19 protein-coding genes and 1 rRNA gene are annotated in these 19,480 nt (G+C 49.9%); 1 reads left to right on the top strand and 19 read right to left on the bottom strand.

The annotated features are described in order from the left end of the window. Positions 1-250: 250 nt before the first annotated feature. The 10 genes from sigH to AC0YNV_RS37800 form a co-directional block, all read right to left on the bottom strand. Complete coding sequence (gene sigH / locus AC0YNV_RS37845; protein ID WP_210046685.1) at positions 251-901, bottom strand: RNA polymerase sporulation sigma factor SigH; 651 nt, start codon at positions 899-901, stop codon at positions 251-253. 303 nt (positions 902-1,204) lie between these two features. Continuing rightward, complete coding sequence (locus AC0YNV_RS37840) at positions 1,205-1,726, bottom strand: NYN domain-containing protein (protein WP_210046686.1); 522 nt, start codon at positions 1,724-1,726, stop codon at positions 1,205-1,207. A gap of 3 nt (positions 1,727-1,729) precedes the next feature. After that, the gene (gene rlmB / locus AC0YNV_RS37835; protein WP_475772677.1) at positions 1,730-2,500 is read right to left on the bottom strand and encodes a 23S rRNA (guanosine(2251)-2'-O)-methyltransferase RlmB; all 771 of its coding nucleotides are present in this window, start codon (positions 2,498-2,500) and stop codon (positions 1,730-1,732) included. Then, on the bottom strand, positions 2,497-2,946 hold the full coding sequence (locus tag AC0YNV_RS37830) for a Mini-ribonuclease 3 (RefSeq protein ID WP_379114377.1): 450 nt from the start codon (positions 2,944-2,946) through the stop codon (positions 2,497-2,499). Before AC0YNV_RS37830 ends, rlmB begins: the two co-directional genes overlap by 4 nt. Then, a complete protein-coding gene (cysS, locus tag AC0YNV_RS37825) occupies positions 2,946-4,352 on the bottom strand; it encodes a cysteine--tRNA ligase (protein ID WP_475772676.1) in 1,407 nt (468 codons plus the stop codon). The genes AC0YNV_RS37830 and cysS overlap by 1 nt, the downstream gene beginning before the upstream one ends. Continuing rightward, complete coding sequence (gene cysE / locus AC0YNV_RS37820) at positions 4,349-5,017, bottom strand: serine O-acetyltransferase (protein ID WP_475772675.1); 669 nt, start codon at positions 5,015-5,017, stop codon at positions 4,349-4,351. The genes cysS and cysE overlap by 4 nt, the downstream gene beginning before the upstream one ends. Before the next feature lie 542 nt (positions 5,018-5,559). Continuing rightward, positions 5,560-7,017, bottom strand: a complete 1,458-nt coding sequence (gene gltX, locus AC0YNV_RS37815; RefSeq protein ID WP_475772674.1) for a glutamate--tRNA ligase — start codon at positions 7,015-7,017, stop codon at positions 5,560-5,562. A 41-nt stretch (positions 7,018-7,058) separates the two neighbouring features. Continuing rightward, positions 7,059-7,544, bottom strand: a complete 486-nt coding sequence (gene ispF, locus AC0YNV_RS37810; protein ID WP_475772673.1) for a 2-C-methyl-D-erythritol 2,4-cyclodiphosphate synthase — start codon at positions 7,542-7,544, stop codon at positions 7,059-7,061. A 15-nt stretch (positions 7,545-7,559) separates the two neighbouring features. Then, positions 7,560-8,285, bottom strand: a complete 726-nt coding sequence (gene ispD, locus AC0YNV_RS37805) for a 2-C-methyl-D-erythritol 4-phosphate cytidylyltransferase (protein WP_475772672.1) — start codon at positions 8,283-8,285, stop codon at positions 7,560-7,562. A gap of 82 nt (positions 8,286-8,367) precedes the next feature. Next, entirely contained in the window at positions 8,368-9,459 is a 1,092-nt protein-coding gene (locus tag AC0YNV_RS37800) for a PIN/TRAM domain-containing protein (RefSeq protein ID WP_475772671.1), read from the bottom strand. 185 nt (positions 9,460-9,644) lie between these two features. Here AC0YNV_RS37800 and AC0YNV_RS37795 point away from each other — a divergent pair, with 185 nt between their 5' ends. Continuing rightward, a complete protein-coding gene (locus AC0YNV_RS37795) occupies positions 9,645-10,040 on the top strand; it encodes a nucleoside triphosphate pyrophosphohydrolase family protein (protein WP_210046695.1) in 396 nt (131 codons plus the stop codon). A gap of 107 nt (positions 10,041-10,147) precedes the next feature. Here AC0YNV_RS37795 and pssA read toward each other — a convergent pair whose 3' ends face one another. From pssA to rrf, 9 genes are all read right to left on the bottom strand, one after another. Continuing rightward, the gene (gene pssA / locus AC0YNV_RS37790) at positions 10,148-10,906 is read right to left on the bottom strand and encodes a CDP-diacylglycerol--serine O-phosphatidyltransferase (protein WP_210046706.1); all 759 of its coding nucleotides are present in this window, start codon (positions 10,904-10,906) and stop codon (positions 10,148-10,150) included. Between the two features lie 93 nt (positions 10,907-10,999). Further along, the gene (gene disA, locus AC0YNV_RS37785) at positions 11,000-12,076 is read right to left on the bottom strand and encodes a DNA integrity scanning diadenylate cyclase DisA (protein WP_210046707.1); all 1,077 of its coding nucleotides are present in this window, start codon (positions 12,074-12,076) and stop codon (positions 11,000-11,002) included. Positions 12,077-12,089: 13 nt separating this feature from the next. Further along, positions 12,090-13,457, bottom strand: a complete 1,368-nt coding sequence (gene radA, locus AC0YNV_RS37780; RefSeq protein WP_210046696.1) for a DNA repair protein RadA — start codon at positions 13,455-13,457, stop codon at positions 12,090-12,092. A gap of 159 nt (positions 13,458-13,616) precedes the next feature. Further along, positions 13,617-14,048 (bottom strand): antibiotic biosynthesis monooxygenase, encoded by a 432-nt coding sequence (locus tag AC0YNV_RS37775; protein ID WP_475772670.1) that lies wholly within the window; start codon positions 14,046-14,048, stop codon positions 13,617-13,619. Positions 14,049-14,215: 167 nt separating this feature from the next. After that, positions 14,216-16,669 carry an ATP-dependent Clp protease ATP-binding subunit gene (locus tag AC0YNV_RS37770; RefSeq protein ID WP_210046698.1) on the bottom strand — a complete coding sequence of 818 codons (2,454 nt, stop codon included), beginning with the start codon at positions 16,667-16,669 and terminating at the stop codon, positions 14,216-14,218. Between the two features lie 2 nt (positions 16,670-16,671). After that, the gene (locus AC0YNV_RS37765) at positions 16,672-17,712 is read right to left on the bottom strand and encodes a protein arginine kinase (RefSeq protein WP_475772691.1); all 1,041 of its coding nucleotides are present in this window, start codon (positions 17,710-17,712) and stop codon (positions 16,672-16,674) included. A 68-nt stretch (positions 17,713-17,780) separates the two neighbouring features. After that, positions 17,781-18,302 carry a UvrB/UvrC motif-containing protein gene (locus AC0YNV_RS37760; protein WP_210046700.1) on the bottom strand — a complete coding sequence of 174 codons (522 nt, stop codon included), beginning with the start codon at positions 18,300-18,302 and terminating at the stop codon, positions 17,781-17,783. Between the two features lie 109 nt (positions 18,303-18,411). After that, a complete protein-coding gene (locus AC0YNV_RS37755; RefSeq protein ID WP_210046701.1) occupies positions 18,412-18,879 on the bottom strand; it encodes a CtsR family transcriptional regulator in 468 nt (155 codons plus the stop codon). Positions 18,880-19,387: 508 nt separating this feature from the next. Continuing rightward, positions 19,388-19,480: ribosomal RNA gene (gene rrf, locus AC0YNV_RS37750) — 5S ribosomal RNA — on the bottom strand; the annotation flags it as partial.

The following is a 19,480-nucleotide window of genomic DNA, read 5'->3' as shown; positions in this document are numbered from 1 at the left end:
AGTTGAAGATGTTCTGTTACTCCCATTATGCGCGGCATGTGAGAGTTTCAAACCTTCCCCGCCACACTTTCATATAACGGATGTCAGTTTGACAGAGGATCTGTTATAAATTAAAAAAAGAGCCTGACCGGCTCCTCTGTCCATCGTTTAGAATTTATAAGCCTATACTATATACCGCACTTTCTAGACACGTCGATCAGAAAAAGTCTGCTTCGCCGTACAAGACGGCGCAAGTCACTTATCCCATCAATCAGTTGCTGATGTTACGGATTTCCAGATACCGCTCCAACTTACGCTTGACACGCTGCAAAGCATTATCAATTGACTTTACATGCCGATCCAAATCCACAGCGATCTCCTGATAGGAGCGCCCGTCCAAATACAGCATAAGCACCTTGCGTTCCAGATCACTTAAAATCTCGGACATCTTGTCTTCCAAACCAACAAACTCTTCCTGGTTGATAATAAGCTCTTCGGGGTCGGAAACACGGGTTCCGCAGATGACGTCAAGCAGTGTGCGGTCGGAATCTTCATCGTAGATAGGTTTGTCCAGCGAGACATAGGAATTGAGAGGGATATGCTTCTGGCGGGTAGCCGTCTTGATCGCTGTAATGATCTGACGCGTGATGCAAAGCTCCGCAAACGCCTTGAAGGATGCAAGCTTGTCCCCTTTGAAATCGCGGATTGACTTGTAAAGCCCGATCATGCCCTCTTGTACGATATCCTCGCGGTCAGCCCCGATCAGAAAGTAGGATCTGGCCTTGGCACGCACAAAATTCTTATACTTATTAATTAAATATTCCAGCGCTTCGCCGTCACCCTCACGAACCGCTTCTACAATATCTTCGTCCGTTCTGCAGTCATAGTCCAGCGGTTTCCACTCTTTGAGGTCGATGCTCACGAACAATCCCTCCGGCTCGAAAGGCGTGCATTGCGCAAAATTTAACCGAACGCAATCATTTTCGTTGATTAGGTTACGTGTAACACTATGCCACTACAGGAAACGATACCAAGCCATAACTAACTTCTACCAGATCCGTTCAGAAACATAGAATCAGTATACATTATGTAACCTTGGGCCGTCAATCAACTTCCTATCGATAAAACTTTAATTAAATAGAAAAATTGGAAGTTAGTCCCGTTTCAAGCGGGATTCGCGTCAAGTATTGTGACATTATTGAATGTGAATTAAAGACGAACTGAGTTAATTCTGCCCACGGCGCCATCGTTCAAGCTTTGTCCGGACTTCCAGACTCAGATTGGTATCCAGTTCATTACGCTGATGGGACTTGTCCTCTATCGTGCGTTCGATCGCCTTGCGGTTCTGCTCGATATCGATCAGCAGCTCCCGTGCGGATATCCTGAGAGCGCCTTTGCCGAAAGCGACATGCTGCTCAACCAGATCGGAAGTCGCCACATAGAGATTGCGGCTGCGCAGCGCAAGCTCCGAAGCCAGCCGTTCAATACATGAATCGGCCGTTTCCTTCTCTTTTGTATAGACTACAGAGATTCTGAACTGGTTAAAAGCCGATCCTGTGCCGGGAACCTGATGCGCATCAAATACGACCGTGACGGACATGCCTGTGAATCCCTGATAATCAGCCAGCATCTCCAGCAGCTTATCGCGTGCGCCCTCCAAATCAGTGTCGCGCATTGCAGCAAGAACCGGCCATGCTCCAATCATGTTGTAGCCGTCCACAAGCAGTACATCATCACGCCGTCGCATTGCCTAGAGGCTCCGGCGCTGCCGCAGCACTTCGTACATCAGCACACCAGCAGCCACCGAAGCATTCAAAGAATTCAGATGCCCGTTCATTGGCAGCTTGATCAGAAAATCGCATTTTTCACGGATCAGCCTGCCGATGCCTTTGCTCTCATTGCCAATGACAAGAGCTAGCGGCATATCAAACTTTGTGGACGAGGTATACACATCCTGATGTGCGCCAACGTCCGCACCCGCAACCCAAATTCCCGCTTCTTTCAGCTTATCGATCGTCTGTGCAATATTGGTGACCCGGGAAACGGCAACGTATTCCACAGCACCCGCGGAGGTTTTCGACACCGTTGCCGTAAGCGATGCGGATCGGCGTTTGGGAATAATCACGCCATGCACTCCCGTGCACTCCGCCGTCCTAAGTATGGAACCCAGATTGTGGGGATCCTCGATTTCATCAAGCAGCAGCAGAAAAGGCATTTCTCCGCTTGAACGAGCCCTCTCCAGCAACTCCTCCAACTCAAAATAGCGGTAGGCAGCGGCTTGAGCTACAACGCCTTGATGGGTAGTGCCTTCGGCCATTTGATCAAGCTTGCGTTTATCGGCAAACTGAACGATAATTCCCGCCTTTTTCGCCTCGGCTATGATAGGCGCCGCATTTTTCTGAGATTGCTCGGCAATCCATATTTTATTGATTTCCCGCCCGGAGCGCAGCGCCTCCATGACCGGATGCTTGCCTGCAATCCATTCTTCTTGTGAGTCCTGTTGCGAATCTTGCTCAGTCATCTGTTGTCCTCCTCGAATTTGCCGATCGCTGCAGCCGGTTCGTCAAAGGCAACTGCCATTAGCTCACGAAGCCGCTCTGTCTGTTTCTCATAATACAAATAGCCGACCAAACATTCCAACGCCGTCGCCTGACGGTAATCTGCGAGATTGGCATTTTTCGGGGGGGCACCCGATTTGGCGTTCCTTCCGCGGCGGACGATGTCCGCTTCCTGTTCCGTGAGCAGCGGCTGCCACCGCTCAAGAAGCGCGCACTGGGCTTTTGCAGAAACGAAGCCGGTTGCCAGGCGGTGCAGATGATTCGACTTGTGATTCGGCTGGGCAATCAAATATTGGCGAACCATCATCTCAAAAACCGCGTCTCCCAAATAGGCCAGCACGACCGGATTTATTTGATTGGGCTGTTTGGCCGGGGGATGGAACCAAAGTCCCTGATTTCGGTCTTCCATCATTTGCGCCGCCAGCGAATGCCCTGAGGGGTATCCTCCAGAATAATCCCTTGATCCGCCAGCAAATCGCGGATTTCATCCGCACGTTTCCAATTTTTCGCCGATCTCGCGTTCGTCCGTTCGACAATTAACGCATCAATATCCGAATCGAGCAATTCTGCAGCACCTGAAGCCGGCAATAGCCCAAGAACGCGGTCAAGGGATTCAAACGCCTTGATCAGCAGCTGCAAGCCTTCAGTTGATGCAACCGGACGCTGCAAATATTGATTAGCCTCACTGACAAGCTCAAATACAGCCGTTATCGCATCAGGGGTATTAAAATCATCATCCATTTTTGCGTTAAACTCGCTCTGAATAGCTTCTATTCGGATTTGAAGCGCAGCTGCCTCTTCATCCTTCTCGCTTACGGCGACAGCCAAACGGTGATGCAGGTTGCTGTAGCAGTTGGCAATCCGCTCCACGCTGTTCTCTGCCTGCGCAAGCGTCTCATCGCTAAAGTTCAGCGGACTGCGGTAATGGGCCGACAGCATGAAATAGCGGATTGCTTCCGGTTTTACCCGCTTCAACAGCTCATTGACCGTAATTCCATTGCCGAGGGATTTCGACATTTTCTCATTATTAATGTGAATATATCCATTATGCATCCAATACCTGGCGAGCGGTTTCCCTGTAAAGGACTCAGACTGCGCAATTTCGCACTCATGATGCGGAAATTGCAAATCATGTCCGCCGCCGTGAATATCCAGCGTATCGCCCAGATACTTGCGTGCCATTGCGGAGCATTCGATATGCCATCCCGGGCGCCCTGCTCCCCAAGGGCTTTCCCAATACACTTCTCCGGGCTTCGCCGCTTTCCACAGGACGAAGTCCTGGCCGTTCTCCTTGCGACGGTCCACTTCGATCCGGATACCCAGTTGCAGCTCCTGCATATTTTGATGCGACAACTTCCCATAATCCTGGAATTTGCTCGTACGGAAGAAAACATCACCGCCGCTTTCATAAGCGTAGCCGGTGTTGACCAAGCCTTCAATTAAAGCCAATATTTCCGGAATATGATCGGTCACACGCGGATTGATGGTCGCCCTATGCACGCCCAGTCCTTCGATATTGCTGTTGAATGCATGGATAAATTTCTCCGCCACTTCCGCAACGGTCATATCGAGCTGTTCGGCCTTGCGTATCAGCTTATCATCCACATCGGTAAAATTAACGACATAATTCACCTGATATCCAACAGCTTCCAAATACCGCCTCACTACATCAAAAAAGATCACAGGCCGTGCGTTGCCGATATGAATATAATCATACACGGTCGGACCGCATACATACATTTTCACCTGCCCAGGCTCCTGGGGTATGAAGTCTTCCTTGTTTCGGTGCATCGTATTATAAATTTGCAAAGTCATATTCTCGGATCTCCTCCAGCAATAGGTTGCTTTTGCCTCTCGCGCTCAAGCTCGGACCTTAAATTCTCAATTTCCTTGTGCATCTCACGAAGCATTTCAATGACCGGGTCAGGCAGCTGGGCATGATCCAGCCGGTCCTTCACCCGCTCGCCGTTCTTCCTGACTATTCTTCCGGGAATTCCGACAACAGTACTGTTGGACGGCACCTCCCGGAGTACAACCGAATTGGCGCCAATATTTACATTATCCCCGACCTTGAACGATCCAAGCACTTTGGCCCCCGATGCGATTACTACATTATTGCCGATTGTCGGATGCCGTTTTCCTTTTTCCTTACCGGTTCCCCCAAGAGTCACACCTTGATAAATGACAACATTATCGCCAATCTCGCATGTTTCGCCAATTACAACGCCCATACCGTGGTCAATGAACAACCGGTCTCCGATCGTCGCACCCGGATGGATTTCAATGCCCGTAAAGAAACGGCAGATTTGAGAGATCAGGCGCGCAACCGTGTACAAGCGCAGCTTATACAGGCGATGGGCAATACGATGAGACCATATGGCATGCAAACCCGAATAGGTGAATACGACCTCGAATTTGCTGCGTGCTGCCGGATCATTATAAAGCACCGTATCTATATCGGATTTTATATGGCGAAACATGGTCAAGACTCCTCTCGGAAAGGCATTGCCATCGAACTGTACCGACCGCATGATTGGCCATGCAGCCCTGGGCATAAAGAAAAGCCTCTGCAGCCCGAGGGCTGCAGAGGCGTGTGGACGCGGTTCCACTCTGCTTGGAGATCCGTACAAAGACCCCCATCTTAAAGTCCATAACGCGGACGAATCGTCACGTTCTACCCCGCACTCTGCAAGCTGAATTCTCCTGCTGCACCTGTTACGGACAACAAAAGAAATTCCGCCCGCATGCGCGGATCGAAAGAGCGGCTCCCAGGCGCAATGCTGCATTTCAAGGAATGAACGACTCCCAGCCTATTCAAAATGGCAGACATCCTGCATTCATGTGCAGCTGTTCCAATTTGAAAGGTCGCTCTCTCTGGATTCCTCTCGGAAATGAACAATCCTGTTCCAAGCCTTTAAACCGATACAACTTGATAATTAGGTACTACAAGTATAGCGGACTGCCGATTAACTGACAAGTGCCCTTGCATTCAAGACGAGCCCGGTTATCGGCAAAAGATGAATTAATTTAACCGGAAACGCAAACGTTTCTCCACTTTGACTTTGCCCAGCAGAGCGATTGTACGATTAAGATCCGGTCCATGGGTCTGTCCGGTCAGGGCGGCACGTATAGGCATAAACAGCTGCTTTCCTTTGAAGCCTGTAGCTTGCTGTACTGCTTTGATTGCCGCCTTGATGCCATCAGCATCCAGGGACTCTATTGATGCCAACTGCCCGGCGAAGCCCTGCAGCACCGCTGGGACCTGCTCCTCGGCGAGCACAAGCTTCGCTTCCTCTTCATCGTTCATTTCATCCTCAAAGAATAAGCTCGTCAGCGGAACGATATCTGCAGCGCAGTGCAGTTTATCCTGATACAGCCCAATCAGGTCGCTTGCCCATTCCCTCCCGCTCTCATCCAGAACCTCCGGGAGCCGGCCGGCATTCTGTAAATGAGGCAGACAGAGATCAACTACGCGAGTCAGCTCCGTCTTTTTCAGGTACTCATTGTTCATCCAGCTCAGTTTGGCTGTATCGAAGAAGGCCGGGCTTTTGCTCAATCTGGCGGGATCAAAAGCTTCAATAAGCTCATCGCGTGTGAATATCTCCTGCTCGCCCTCCGGAGACCAGCCGAGCAGTGTAATAAAGTTGAACATTGCCTCCGGCAGGTAGCCCAGCTTATCATATTGCTCAATAAATTGAATAATGGATTCATCGCGTTTGCTCAACTTCTTGCGCTGTTCATTCACAATAAGCGTCATATGTCCGAATACGGGCGGCGTCCAGCCGAATGCTTCATAGATCAGCAGCTGCCTTGGCGTATTTGAGATATGGTCTTCTCCGCGGAGCACATGACTGATTGCCATGAGATGATCATCAAGGGCAACCGCGAAATTATAAGTGGGAATGCCGTCCTTCTTCACAATAACGAAATCGCCGATTCCATCGGATTCAAAGCTGATTTCGCCCTTTACGATGTCACTGAACGTCATGGTTCGGCCTTCCGGAACGCGAAAGCGGATACTGGGTACACGGCCTTCCGCCTCAAATGACTGCCGCTGCTCTTCGGTTAAATCGCGATGCTTGCCGGAATACCGCGGCATCTCTCCGCGCGCTGTTTGTTCTTCCCGCTCCGCTTCCAGCTCTTCCTCCGTGCAGTAGCACTTATAGGCCAGACCTTTGGCAATCAAATCCTGCCAATATTCGCGGTAAATGTCGAGCCTTTCCGTCTGGCGGTATGGCCCATATCCCCCTCCGACATCAACGCTCTCGTCCCAGTCGATGCCCAGCCACTTGAGATAGGTAAGCTGACTTTCCTCGCCGCCCTCAATATTCCGTTTCAGGTCAGTATCTTCGATACGTATAATAAACTTCCCGCCCAGACTGCGTGCGAACAAATAGTTGAATAAGGCCGTTCTCGCGTTGCCGATATGCAGATGCCCTGTAGGCGACGGCGCATACCGCACCCGAATATTCTCTGACATGGTATCCAATACTCCTTCCATGATGTTCCGTTTTCAACCGATCATAGCATAGTCTTGACAAGGCAGACAACTGATTGGGCAGCAATCCCTTCGCCCCGTCCGGTAAAACCAAGCTGCTCCGTTGTGGTTGCCTTCACATTTACCTGAGATGGCTCATCCGCCTCCAGCGCTCGTGCAATGACTTCTACCATCTGAGGAATAAAAGGCGCCATCTTGGGACGCTGCGCAATAATAGTCGAATCAATGTTGCCCAATTTATAGCCGCGCTCTTTCACGAGCTGCCAGATATGCTCCAGAAGCTTCAGGCTGTCCGCATCCTTAAAGGCCGGATCGGTATCGGGGAAATGCTTGCCGATATCGCCGAGTCCAAGGGCGCCCAGTACTGCATCGCTGATTGCATGCAGCAGCACGTCGGCATCGGAATGGCCGAGCAGTCCCTTCTCATAGGGAATCGTCACTCCGCCGATAATACATGGCCGCCCTTCCACCAGTTGATGCACATCAAAGCCTTGTCCAACTCGAATCATTCCCGCTTTCCCCCTCTATTCATTTCCCTGATTGTCTTTGTTCAAATGAGCCGCTAGCAGAAATTCCGCCCATGGCAAATCCTCAGGTGTCGTAATTTTTATATTGGTATAATCGCCTTCTGCAACTGTAACGGGTACACCGAGACGTTCTACGACCATGGCATCATCCGTTCCGACAAAGCCGTCCGCCGCCGCCCTCTCATGCGCTTCCAGCAGCAGGGAACGCCGAAAAGCCTGCGGCGTTTGTATCGCCCACAAGCTCCGGCGGTCTGGTGTCGCCACGATCACACCGGCTTCACCAACCTGCTTGATTGTATCTTTAACGGGCACAGCAAGCACAGCGGCCCCGGTTTTTACCGCTTGAGCCATACAAGAGCGTACGGCCTCGGCAGTTACCAATGGACGCACACCATCATGCACCATGACCCATTCCATTTCCTTGCTCAGCGACTGCAGTCCGGTCCGAACCGAGTGCTGACGCTCACTGCCGCCAGCCAGCACGGCCTTGACCTTAAGCAGCAAGTTATCCCGTACAATCGATTCGACGCGGGCCGTATCATCAGGGCCTACAACCAAGACAATCTCGCCGACCTCATCCAACATCTCAAATCGTTCCAGCGTATGAACAATGATGGGCTTGTCCTGCAGGAGCAAATACTGCTTGCTCTCCTTCGTTCCCATCCGTGTTCCGCGTCCGGCCGCCACGACGACGACGCCCCAATTTGCCTGTCCTGCCTGCATGCCCTTCAACCGCCTCGCTATAAACTGTAAACCTCGATGCTCCCGCTTGATGGAGACATCATCCGTTTACTATCATAACGTGTTACTGCGCTTTTTCCAACAGCTTTGGCTTGGCAAAAATCATCCGGCCCGCCGAGGTTTGAAGAACACTCGTCACGAGCACCTCCATCGTTGTTCCGATGTATTCCCGGCCGCCCTCCACCACGATCATGGTTCCATCGTCCAAATAGGCGACTCCCTGACCATGCTCCTTGCCATCCTTGATCACCTGAACCACAATTTCTTCTCCGGGGAGAACGACCGGCTTCACCGCGTTGGCCAAATCATTAATATTAAGTACAGAAACACCTTGAAGCTCGCATACCTTGTTCAGGTTAAAATCATTCGTGACCACCTTGCCATGAAGCACCTTGGCGAGCTTGACCAATTTGCTGTCCACTTCTCCCTCTTCCATGTCCCCTTCATAAATAAGGACTCTCACATCCAGTTCCTTCTGAATTTTATTCAGAATGTCGAGTCCACGACGACCGCGGTTTCGTTTGAGCAGATCCGAGGAATCGGCAATATGCTGCAGCTCTTCAAGCACAAACTCTGGTATTACAAGTGTCCCTTCAATAAATCCGGTTTTGCAAATATCGGCGATTCGGCCGTCGATAATGACACTTGTATCCAAAATTTTATGCTCTTCATAGCTGCTGTCATCTTCGCCATTGTTACTTTTGCCGCGTTCCATAATCAAACTCATCCGTTCAGTCAGTTCCTCCCGTTTGCTGAGTCCGATCCGCATACCCGCGTAACCGAGCACCAGCATGGATGCTATGGGAATGAATTGCCCGGCGCCCGTCAATCCGGCAACTGCAGGATATAGCAGCGCAGACAGTCCCAGACCGATCATAAGCCCCAATACCCCGGAAAACAGATCCCCAGTGGGCATCGAGGATATACGGTCAGCTCCCTGCTGAATCCACTGGATCAGCGGTACTGCAAGCATCGAGGCCAGCACCAAGCCGCACAAAGCTCCAATACCGACATTCATATAATAGCTGCCGGACCGCTGCATCATCCCGTAGGAAGACTCCGTCCATAGTGTCCCTATATTCATCCAGCTGTGCATCTGAGCGCCCAGGACCCCGCCAAAACATAAACCAAACAATTGAATCATTCGTTTCATCATAATTCCACCTCCTTTACAATTATGTTCCAATTTCTCGGAGGTTAATCGTAGGGAAGGATGAAAGTATTAGAAATTATTAACCTTGGTCGATAAAGCAGACAAATTACGCAAAACGGTTTTGAATTACTGGCGGTCGAAGCTTATAATAAGAGGAGCACTGCCAATCCCGAAACGAGGTGGAATCGATGAGCGCCCCAACATTGGATCAATTTCAGCAACAAGTTTCTGAACTGCTTTTGCGTCATCGCAGTTTGCTTGATGTTTTATCGAAATACGGCCAATCCGGTGCCTCCGTTAATCGAGCTGTTGCTAAATCGGTGACGGAATGCGGTTGTATCGAGTTAAATGCTAAAAGGCAAGAGTACACAGATGAAATCAATTTGGAACAAGCCAAAAATACTCTTCATTACCACGTCAGCGGTGAATTGTGCGAGCACTGCAGAGATGCCATTAAAGGCGAGCTTGGCCGTAACCTGTTCTACATGTCAGCCATGTGCAATCTCCTCGACATTCAGCTTGACGATGTAGTTGCCCAGGAATCTGACAAGTGCTCGACATTAGGACTCTTCAACCTGACCTAAAGTAATCGCATCGCAGAGCTGTGAACAGGATCATATAACAAACAAACCGCCTGACTCATCCTTTACGGGATGAGCAGGCGGTTTGTTTTTACATTTTTACAGCAGCTCTATGCACCATGCTCAGTAGGTATGATCTCTTCAAGCAATTCGGCTTGTTTCCGGCGCTTGCGATTTCGCCCTGGAAAAGGGAGACGCCGGTCAACGTTTTTTTTTAGGCCGTACAGCGCGTAAAGAACCAAAGGTATAAAGAGGATCTTGGACAACTGGTTATGAAACAGGATGCCCAGTACAACCGTGACGACAATGATGATAGGGACGACCCAAATCGCACTTTTGGGAATGCCCATTTTTTTGAAGCTGGGGTATTTAATTGTACTCACCATGAGAAAGGAAAGCACCAGCGTGCTTCCCATCAATACTGCAACTGATATATCCTTGTGAAACAGCGCGAGTGTTGCAAGCACGCCTCCTGCCGCCGGAATGGGCAATCCGATAAAATAACCGGGCATGCTGGATATGACATTAAATCTGGCCAACCGCAGAGCACCGCATATGGGAAACAGCGCGGTAATAATCCACGCGGCCGCCGAGCTCAGCTCCTGGAAGGCTACACTATACATAATAAAAGCCGGAGCAACGCCGAACGAGATCACATCCGAAAGGGAATCCAGCTCCTTGCCGAATTCACTTTGCGCATTCAGGGCGCGGGCCACCCGGCCATCCACGCCATCCATCAGCATCGCAATGATAACCATCATCGCAGCGATTTCCGGTTTTGAATTTTCTGGAAAAACGAGAATAATGGCGACGATACCCAAAAATAAATTCGCCACCGTAAAAAGACTCGGTATCGACTTCGTGATCATTTTGTTCCACCTCATCTTTACTATGCCCCAAAACCATTTTTTACAGTTATTAGCGATTTACATGGTTATCCACATTCTAACATTGTATGTGATTTAAATATGTCTGTCAATGAACATCTGTTCCTGAATCCGCTTCAGCCCTTCTTTAATCGCGCGGGCCCGCACTTCCCCGATACCATCCACGGAGTCCAATTCCTCAATAGTGGCCATTAAAATATGGGGCAACCGCTCGAAACGGTCCACCAGATTATTCATAATAACGGTAGGTAGGCGCGGGATACGGCTGAGCAGCCTATAGCCCCGAGGGGCAATCATTTCTTCAGAGGCCACACTGGTACCCGTGTATCCCAGCAGTTTAATAATTGAACTATTATCAAATAATTCCTCTGAATTCAATTTATGGATGCCTGCGCGAATTTCACGAATCTTGTCCTCATGGGGATTTTTCGCATAATCCTTTATTAAAAACCAGGCTTCTTCCTCAACGCCGCCAACCAATTCTTCCATCTGCATGCTGATAAGCCGGCCTTCTGTCCCCAGCTCATTGACGTATCGTTTAATCTCCATCTTCACACGAATGAGCATCTCCATGCGTTTGACGACATGAGCCACTTCATGCAGCGTAACCAATTCTTCAAACTCAAGAGCTGATAAATTCGTAAACGCCTGATTGAGCACCGTTTTATATTTTTCCAGCGTTTGTATGGCTTGGTTCGCCTTGGTCAGAATAACGCCCATTTCTTTGAGCGAATAGCGGAGCTGACCCTGATACAGAGTAATAATATTGCGCCTTTGCGAAATGGAAACCACAAGCTTGCCGGTCTGCTTCGCGACCCGTTCGGCCGTCCGGTGCCGGATTCCCGTCTCAACCGATGAAATCGAACTGTTGGGAATCAGCTGAGTATTGGCATACAAAACCCGCTTGCGGTCCTCACTCAAAATAATGGCGCCGTCCATTTTGGCAAGCTCATACAGATAGTAAGGGGAGAAGTCGCAATTGATCGAAAATCCGCCATCCACGACCTCCATAACCTCAGGACTGTATCCAACAACGATCAGCGCGCCGGTTTTTGCCCGCAGCACATTGTCCAGTCCTTCCCGAAAAGCCGTGCCTGGTGCGACCATTTGCAGCAGTTGATTCATAACTTCTAGTTGATTCGGCTCCTTCATCATCTTCCCCCTCTTATCCGAGTGCTGCCGAGAGGGCTTCTGCCACTGTCTCGACCCCAATTATTTCGATGCCTGCAGGCGGACTCCAGCCCTTCAAGCTTTTCGTGGGCATAATCACACGTTTAAAGCCCAACTTATGCGCTTCCTTGACCCGCTGCTCTGCACGCGAAACGGCCCGAACTTCTCCAGTCAAGCCAATTTCACCAAAAACAACGTCGAATGGCCTTGTCGGCGCATCGCGAAAGCTTGATGCAATACTCACCGCTGCTGCCAGATCAACAGCGGGTTCGTCCAGCTTGACGCCGCCCGCCACATTCAAATAGGCATCCTGCGTTTGCAAAAACATACCCATCCGTTTTTCCAATACGGCAATGATGAGCGACATCCTATTGTGGTCAATACCGGTAGACATCCGCCTTGGCGAAGGGAAATTCGTTGTCGCTACAAGTGCCTGGAGCTCCACCAATACTGGACGCGTTCCCTCCATACTGGCCACTACGGTCGAACCCGATACGCCAAGCGGACGTTCCGAGAGGAAGAGTTCAGACGGATTGCTAACTTCACGCAGACCCAGCTCTCCCATTTCGAATATCCCGATTTCATTGGTGGATCCAAACCGATTTTTGACTGCCCGGAGCAGCCGGTAGGAATGATGTCGTTCTCCTTCAAAATAAAGGACACAATCCACCATATGCTCAAGCAATCGGGGTCCAGCAATCGCTCCCTCCTTTGTAACGTGCCCGACAAGGACAGTGGCGATTCCCTTCACTTTGGCCACGCGCATGAAATGAGCTGTGCATTCACGAACCTGGGAAACACTGCCGGGTGCCGAAGAGACACTGGGATCATATACCGTCTGGATGGAGTCGATGACGAGAAAATCCGGCTCCAGCGACTCGATCGCATCGCTGATCTGATCCATATTCGTCTCGCAAAGCACATAAAGCTTTTCGGTAAGCGCCCCCAGGCGATCGGCCCTCAGCCTTGTTTGTCTGACCGATTCCTCTCCGGAAATATAAAGGACAGTAAGACCCTGGGAGGCTAACGCATGGGAGGTTTGCAGCAGTAGCGTCGATTTTCCGATGCCGGGATCCCCGCCAACGAGAATGAGCGATCCGGGAACAACCCCGCCGCCAAGCACACGATTGAGCTCCAGGAGGGTCGTTTCAATTCTGGGCTCCTGCTCATTATCTATGTGTATGATGGATTGCGGCTTTTCTTTCGTCTGAATAAGTCTGGAACCCATTCCAGGCGTCTTGACTACAGATTCCTTTTCTTCGACCATCGTATTCCATTCACCGCAGCCAGGGCATTTCCCCAACCATTTGGGCGATTCCGTTCCACATTCCGTACAAGCGAATTTTATTTTAAGTTTTGCCATGAGCGGCTCCTTATACATATTACTTATCATTCAAAGTTTACCATTTCTAGAGGATGGGATAAACCCTTAAGCGCGCTGTCCAAATAAAAGTTTCCCGCTCAGCAATACACCACCGGGCGGGAAACAGATGATTATCGATGAAGTTGAGAATTACGGTATTTATTGCTCGTTGGGCGTACGTGAAACAAGTACATTATGAATCGTCATTTTCGATCCCAGCATGACACTTTCGCCCTGCGGCGAAGCTTGGTGAGCTTGTCCTTGGCTGCCGTGTTGGACCTGCTGCTCCTGCCCGCCGCTCTGCGGGTGCTGACCTTGGGATTGGCTTTGCGATTGTCCACCCGGGCTGCCTGCGCGCTTGGCGTGGGCTTGACGGAAGGAATCGCTGTTCACCCAACTCTCAAATGAAGGCTTGTCTGCCCAGTGGGTACATACCTTTAATTCGTCATGTTCTTCCAAGTCTTCTGTGAAGAGAACTTCCATTCGAACAAATCCGGGGGTTAATTCAACACCTTTGGAATTTTGAAAACGCTGCGCCACTTCTTCCCCATGGCCTTTTTTTACTTTTATCGTATTCACAACAACGATCATTATTATTACCTCCTCAGGGGTTTAGCGAACATTCAACTGCGCCAAATGACAACTCACTCTAATCATACGCTGATTTGCTGGATGTAGCAAAAAAACCTTGCCCCTGACGGGCTTTCGCTAAGGAAGCGAAGAGCCTTCAGGGGCAAGGTTTTAAAAAATTATTTGGCTTACTTGGTGGCTGGCTCTCCAGCTGCCGGTGCTGATGGCGAAACCGTCAGCGCACCGTCTTTCTCATCAATTGTAAGCGTATCGCCTTTGTTGATATTACCTGTCAACAGATCCTCAGAAAGCCGGTCTTCAATATGCTTCTGAATCGCACGACGCAGCGGGCGGGCGCCGTACTGCGGATCGTAGCCTTCCTTAGCCAGGAATGCTTTGGCCGAATCTGTAAGCGTGAAGTCTACTTCCTGCTCACGAAGCCGTTTGCGCAGCTCCTCGGACATTAAGGTAACGATTTGAGCAATATGCTCTTCTCCAAGAGAATGGAATACAATCGTTTCATCAATCCGGTTAAGGAACTCGGGACGGAAGCTCTTTTTCAATTCCGCGAGCACTTTTTCTTTCATGATATTAAAGTCACGGCCTGCATCCTGTGCGGCTGTAAATCCAAGTGACGTGTTGCGCTTGATTTGATCCGCACCGACGTTCGAGGTCATGATGATCAGCGTATTGCGGAAATCGACGACACGGCCTTTGGAGTCCGTTAAACGGCCATCCTCCAGCACCTGCAGCAGGATGTTAAACACATCCGGATGCGCCTTCTCGATCTCATCAAGCAGTACAACCGAATAAGGCTTGCGGCGTACTTTCTCGGTGAGCTGGCCGCCTTCTTCGTAGCCGACATACCCTGGAGGCGCGCCGACCAGACGTGAGGTCGAATGCTTCTCCATATATTCCGACATATCGATACGGATAACAGCATTCTCGTCACCGAACATTGCTTCCGCCAGTGCGCGGGCAAGCTCAGTTTTACCAACCCCGGTAGGTCCGAGGAAGATAAATGATCCCATTGGACGCTTCGGATCCTTCAGGCCGGCACGGGCACGGCGCATTGCGCGGGATACCGCTTTGACGGCTTCATCCTGACCGATAACACGGTCATGAAGGATATCTTCCATTTTGAGCAGCCGCTGCGTTTCTTCCTCAGCCAGTTTGCTCACCGGAATTCCCGTCCAGCTGGCAACCACCTGAGCGATATCCTCCGGTGTGACCTCCGAATCCGTACGGCCTTGTTTTTCTTTCCATTGATTCTTGGTAACATCAAGCTCTTCGCGAATCTTCTGTTCCGTATCACGAAGGGCAGCAGCCTTCTCGAATTCCTGGCTTTGAACCGCCGAATCTTTCTCCTTGCGGATATCCTCAAGACGATTTTCCAGCTGTTTCAAATTAGGCGGTACCGTATAGGATTTAAGGCGTACTTTGGAGCTGGCCTCATCGATCAGGTCAATCGCTTTATCCGGCAGGAAACGGTCCGTAATATAACGGTCCGAAAGCTTAACCGCCTGTTCGATCGCTTCATCCGTTATTTTCACACGGTGATGGGCTTCATAACGGTCGCGAAGTCCATGAAGGATAAGAACAGCTTCCTCCGGCGAAGGCTGATCAACAGTAATCGGCTGAAAGCGGCGTTCCAACGCGGCATCTTTCTCAATATACTTGCGATATTCATCCAGCGTCGTGGCACCGATGCATTGCAGCTCGCCACGTGCCAGAGCTGGTTTCAAAATATTCGAAGCGTCAATCGCACCTTCTGCACCGCCTGCACCAATAAGCGTGTGAAGCTCATCAATAAACAATACGATGTTTCCGGCTTGGCGAATTTCGTCCATAATTTTTTTCAGACGGTCTTCAAATTCACCGCGATATTTGGTTCCGGCAACAACAGAGCCCATATCGAGCGTCATAACGCGTTTGTCACGCAGCGTCTCCGGAATTTCACCCGCGATAATTTTCTGAGCCAACCCTTCGGCAATAGCGGTTTTACCTACGCCAGGTTCACCGATAAGAACCGGATTGTTTTTGGTTCTGCGGCTGAGCACTTGAATGACGCGCTCAATTTCTTTGCCCCGTCCAATAACAGGATCCAGATTATTATCTTTGGCATAAGCGGTCAAATCGCGGGCAAGGCCATCCAGCGTTGGTGTACTTACATTAGCCGGTGCGCCATGGTTGCTCGAGACCGCTTCGCTGCTGCCCAGGAGCTGCAGGACCTGCTGCCTGGCTTTGTTCAGGCTGATGCCCAAATTATTAAGTACGCGGGCGGCAACGCCTTCGCCTTCGCGGATCAGGCCGAGCAGAATATGCTCTGTTCCTACATAGGTATGACCCAGCTTACGCGCTTCATCCATCGAAAGTTCAATTACTTTCTTTGCTCGCGGCGTATACGCAATGTTGGTCGGCTGCTCTTGTCCGCGGCCGATAAGCGTCTCGACTTCATCCTGGATTTTTTCCAGGCTCAGACCAAGTCCGATAAGGGCTTTGGCAGCAATGCCTTCCCCTTCACGATTAAGCCCAAGTAAAATATGCTCTGTTCCAATATTGTTGTGACCCAGACGCACCGCTTCTTCTTGTGCAAGTGCAAGTACCTTCTGCGCACGTTCCGTGAATCTGCCAAACATCATGTTTACACACCCCCATGATCGGATTTACTTAGTTGTAATTGCTGACGTATAAGCTCTGCCCGCCTGATATCCCGCTGCTCGGTATTCATCTTTTCATTAAACACCTGCTGCAGAAAACCCGGCTGCATTAAAACCATCATTTCATTCATTACAAGCGGCGATACCCCTTTGATCAGACCAAGATCGATTCCCAGCCGGACATCGGATAACCGCTGACCTGCTTCTTTGGAATCCATTATGGTCGCATGTGACAGAATTCCGTAGGAACGGTAAATCCGATCCTCCAGACGAATCTGCGACTCCTCCAGCATACGCTGACGCGCCGCCTTTTCGTGCTCAATAATTTGTTTGGCTACACTGTGCAAATTATCGATGATCTCTTCCTCGGATTGTCCCAGCGTAATCTGATTGGATACCTGAAACAAATTGCCTAACGCTTCACTGCCTTCTCCGTAAATTCCCCGCACTGCCAGCCCTACTTGAGTAATTGCCGTCAAAATACGGTTGATCTGATGCGTCATGACAAGCGCAGGCAAATGCATCATGACCGAAGAACGAATACCTGTACCGACGTTCGTCGGACAACTGGTCAGATAACCACGGCGTTCATCAAAGGCGTAATCGGTTGCTTCTTCAAAAATATCGTCAATGCGGTTAGCCAAGCTCCAGGCTTCTTTAATTTGAAAACCGGGATACAAGCATTGGATCCGCAGATGATCCTCTTCATTCACCATGATACTGACGGATTCGTTTTCACTTAATATAAGTGCCCCGCAGCGTGACTCATTCGCAAGATTCGGGCTTATGAGATGCTTCTCAACGAGCACTCTGCGTTCAAGCTCGCTCAGCTCGGAGAGCTCAATCGTCTCAAACCGGTCAATCTCACCCAGCTCGGGAGAAGATCCCATAGCGGTGAGATTCTCCATAACCTCCTGCGCCTGTTCGTTTGTGGCGAGCATCGGAAAAGGATGGCTCCGTAAATTACGGGCGATCCGAACTCGACTGCTGATAACAATATCTGAATCAGGCCCAGCTTCTCTCATCCATTCACTTAAGGCTTCCTGTACAAAAGATCGCTCCGACAAAAACGGTTCCTCCTTTCACGCTTAGCCTAAACATCTGTAACCTTACCTTCCAGTTCACGAATCTGGTCGCGGATTTTAGCTGCGTTCTCAAACTCCTCGCATTCTATTCGCTGCTGCAGATCGGCCCGAAGGTCCTCAATTTCACGCTTGAGCTGAATTTGTCCGCCCGTGCGCTTCGGAATCTTGCCGACATGCGACGAGTTGCCGTGAACACGCTTGAGAATCGGATCCAGCTTGCTGCCAAAAGTCGTGTAGCATTCGCTGCAGCCGAACCGCCCCATCTTGCTGAACTGTGTATAGGTAAGACCACATGTTTCACAGCGTAATTGCTGCGGCCTTGCACCAAAGGCGTTTACTCCGCTTGCAGGTTCAAAGTCGAGCAGTCCGGATAACAAACTGTGAATGGAGAATCCGTTGGATACACCCGGCAACCCTTCTCCTTTTTCACGTGCGCAGGATTCGCAAATATGAAATTCCGTTTTTTCCCCATTTACAATTTTCGTAAAATGAAGTGAAGCCGGTTTATTACCGCATTCCTGACAAAGCATTCCGTACTATCCCTCCTCCTGCAAGGTTCAAGAAAAATCGCATCCATGGTTCTCATTCTCCCATTAAGGTTAAGCAAGTTCAAGCTGACCTTATAGGAGTGAGCAGTACTCATCGGGATTTGACGAGTAATGTAATCAACATCGCTTTCAGGAGTCGCGCCCTTATTTCATCCCGCAAGGGGAGCTTTACGGCGATCGCTTCACGGGAGATTGCAGCCCTCAGCAGATTGCCTTCCCGCTTGGATACAAGCTGCGCTTCTTCCAGCTGATAAATAAGTCCCTCGGCCGCTCCTTGATCCACCTGATCGCCAATGGTTTGGGCAATATGCCCTTGTATGACCGTTAACGTCGGCAGCTCAATGCGTTGAATACGGATATATCCGCCTCCACCGCGCTTACTTTCAACAAAGTAGCCCTTCTCCAGTGTAAACCGGGTGCTGATTACGTAATTAATTTGTGAAGGAACGCAGGAAAAGCGATCCGCCAAATCATTACGCTGCAATTCAACCGCACCATCGGAGCTCTCCTGCAGCATATGCTTCAAATACTGCTCAATGAGATCGGAAATGTTGCGCATTTCACCAACCTCCCTAAAATGCAACCAACAACAGCTAAGCAGTCAAGAAGCATCAAAATCATTCAATATTCTAATTAATTGACTTTGACTTTCTTTGACTTTAACTTTATTATACGCATTTTTTTTAAAACGTCAAGCCGCGTATCATGGTTTTCTGATCTGCTATTAGCTTGGGCGTATCTGCCGCTTTTATACGTCAGAATGTTCATAACTTGATACCGGACAAGGCAAAAGATCTTTGCGGCTTGAAGGGAGGCTGTTCTATTCTTTACCTTTTCTGGGCAGCTGCCGAAACATTTGCTTAATTGACTTCACGCAGAACCAGCCTATTTTATACAATTAAAATTAAATAAAGCGAATAATTAAAGATGTGAAATATCGGTATCCTCTTCTTGCTACTTTGATGCATTCTTCAATATTGACGGCTACGATTAAAAATTTCATCATATATGGATATAAGCCAGCAGACAACAAAAAACCGACCACAGTGCTGCGGTCGGCTTCTCGTGCTTGGCAACGTCCTACTCTCCCAGGACCCTGCGGTCCAAGTACCATCGGCGCTGAAGGGCTTAACGGTCGTGTTCGGGATGGGTACGCGTGG

The organism is Paenibacillus sp. JT31N11, assembly GCF_056269285.1.
Note: the sequence above shows the minus strand (reverse complement) of the source record. Positions and strands in the feature narration are given on the sequence as shown.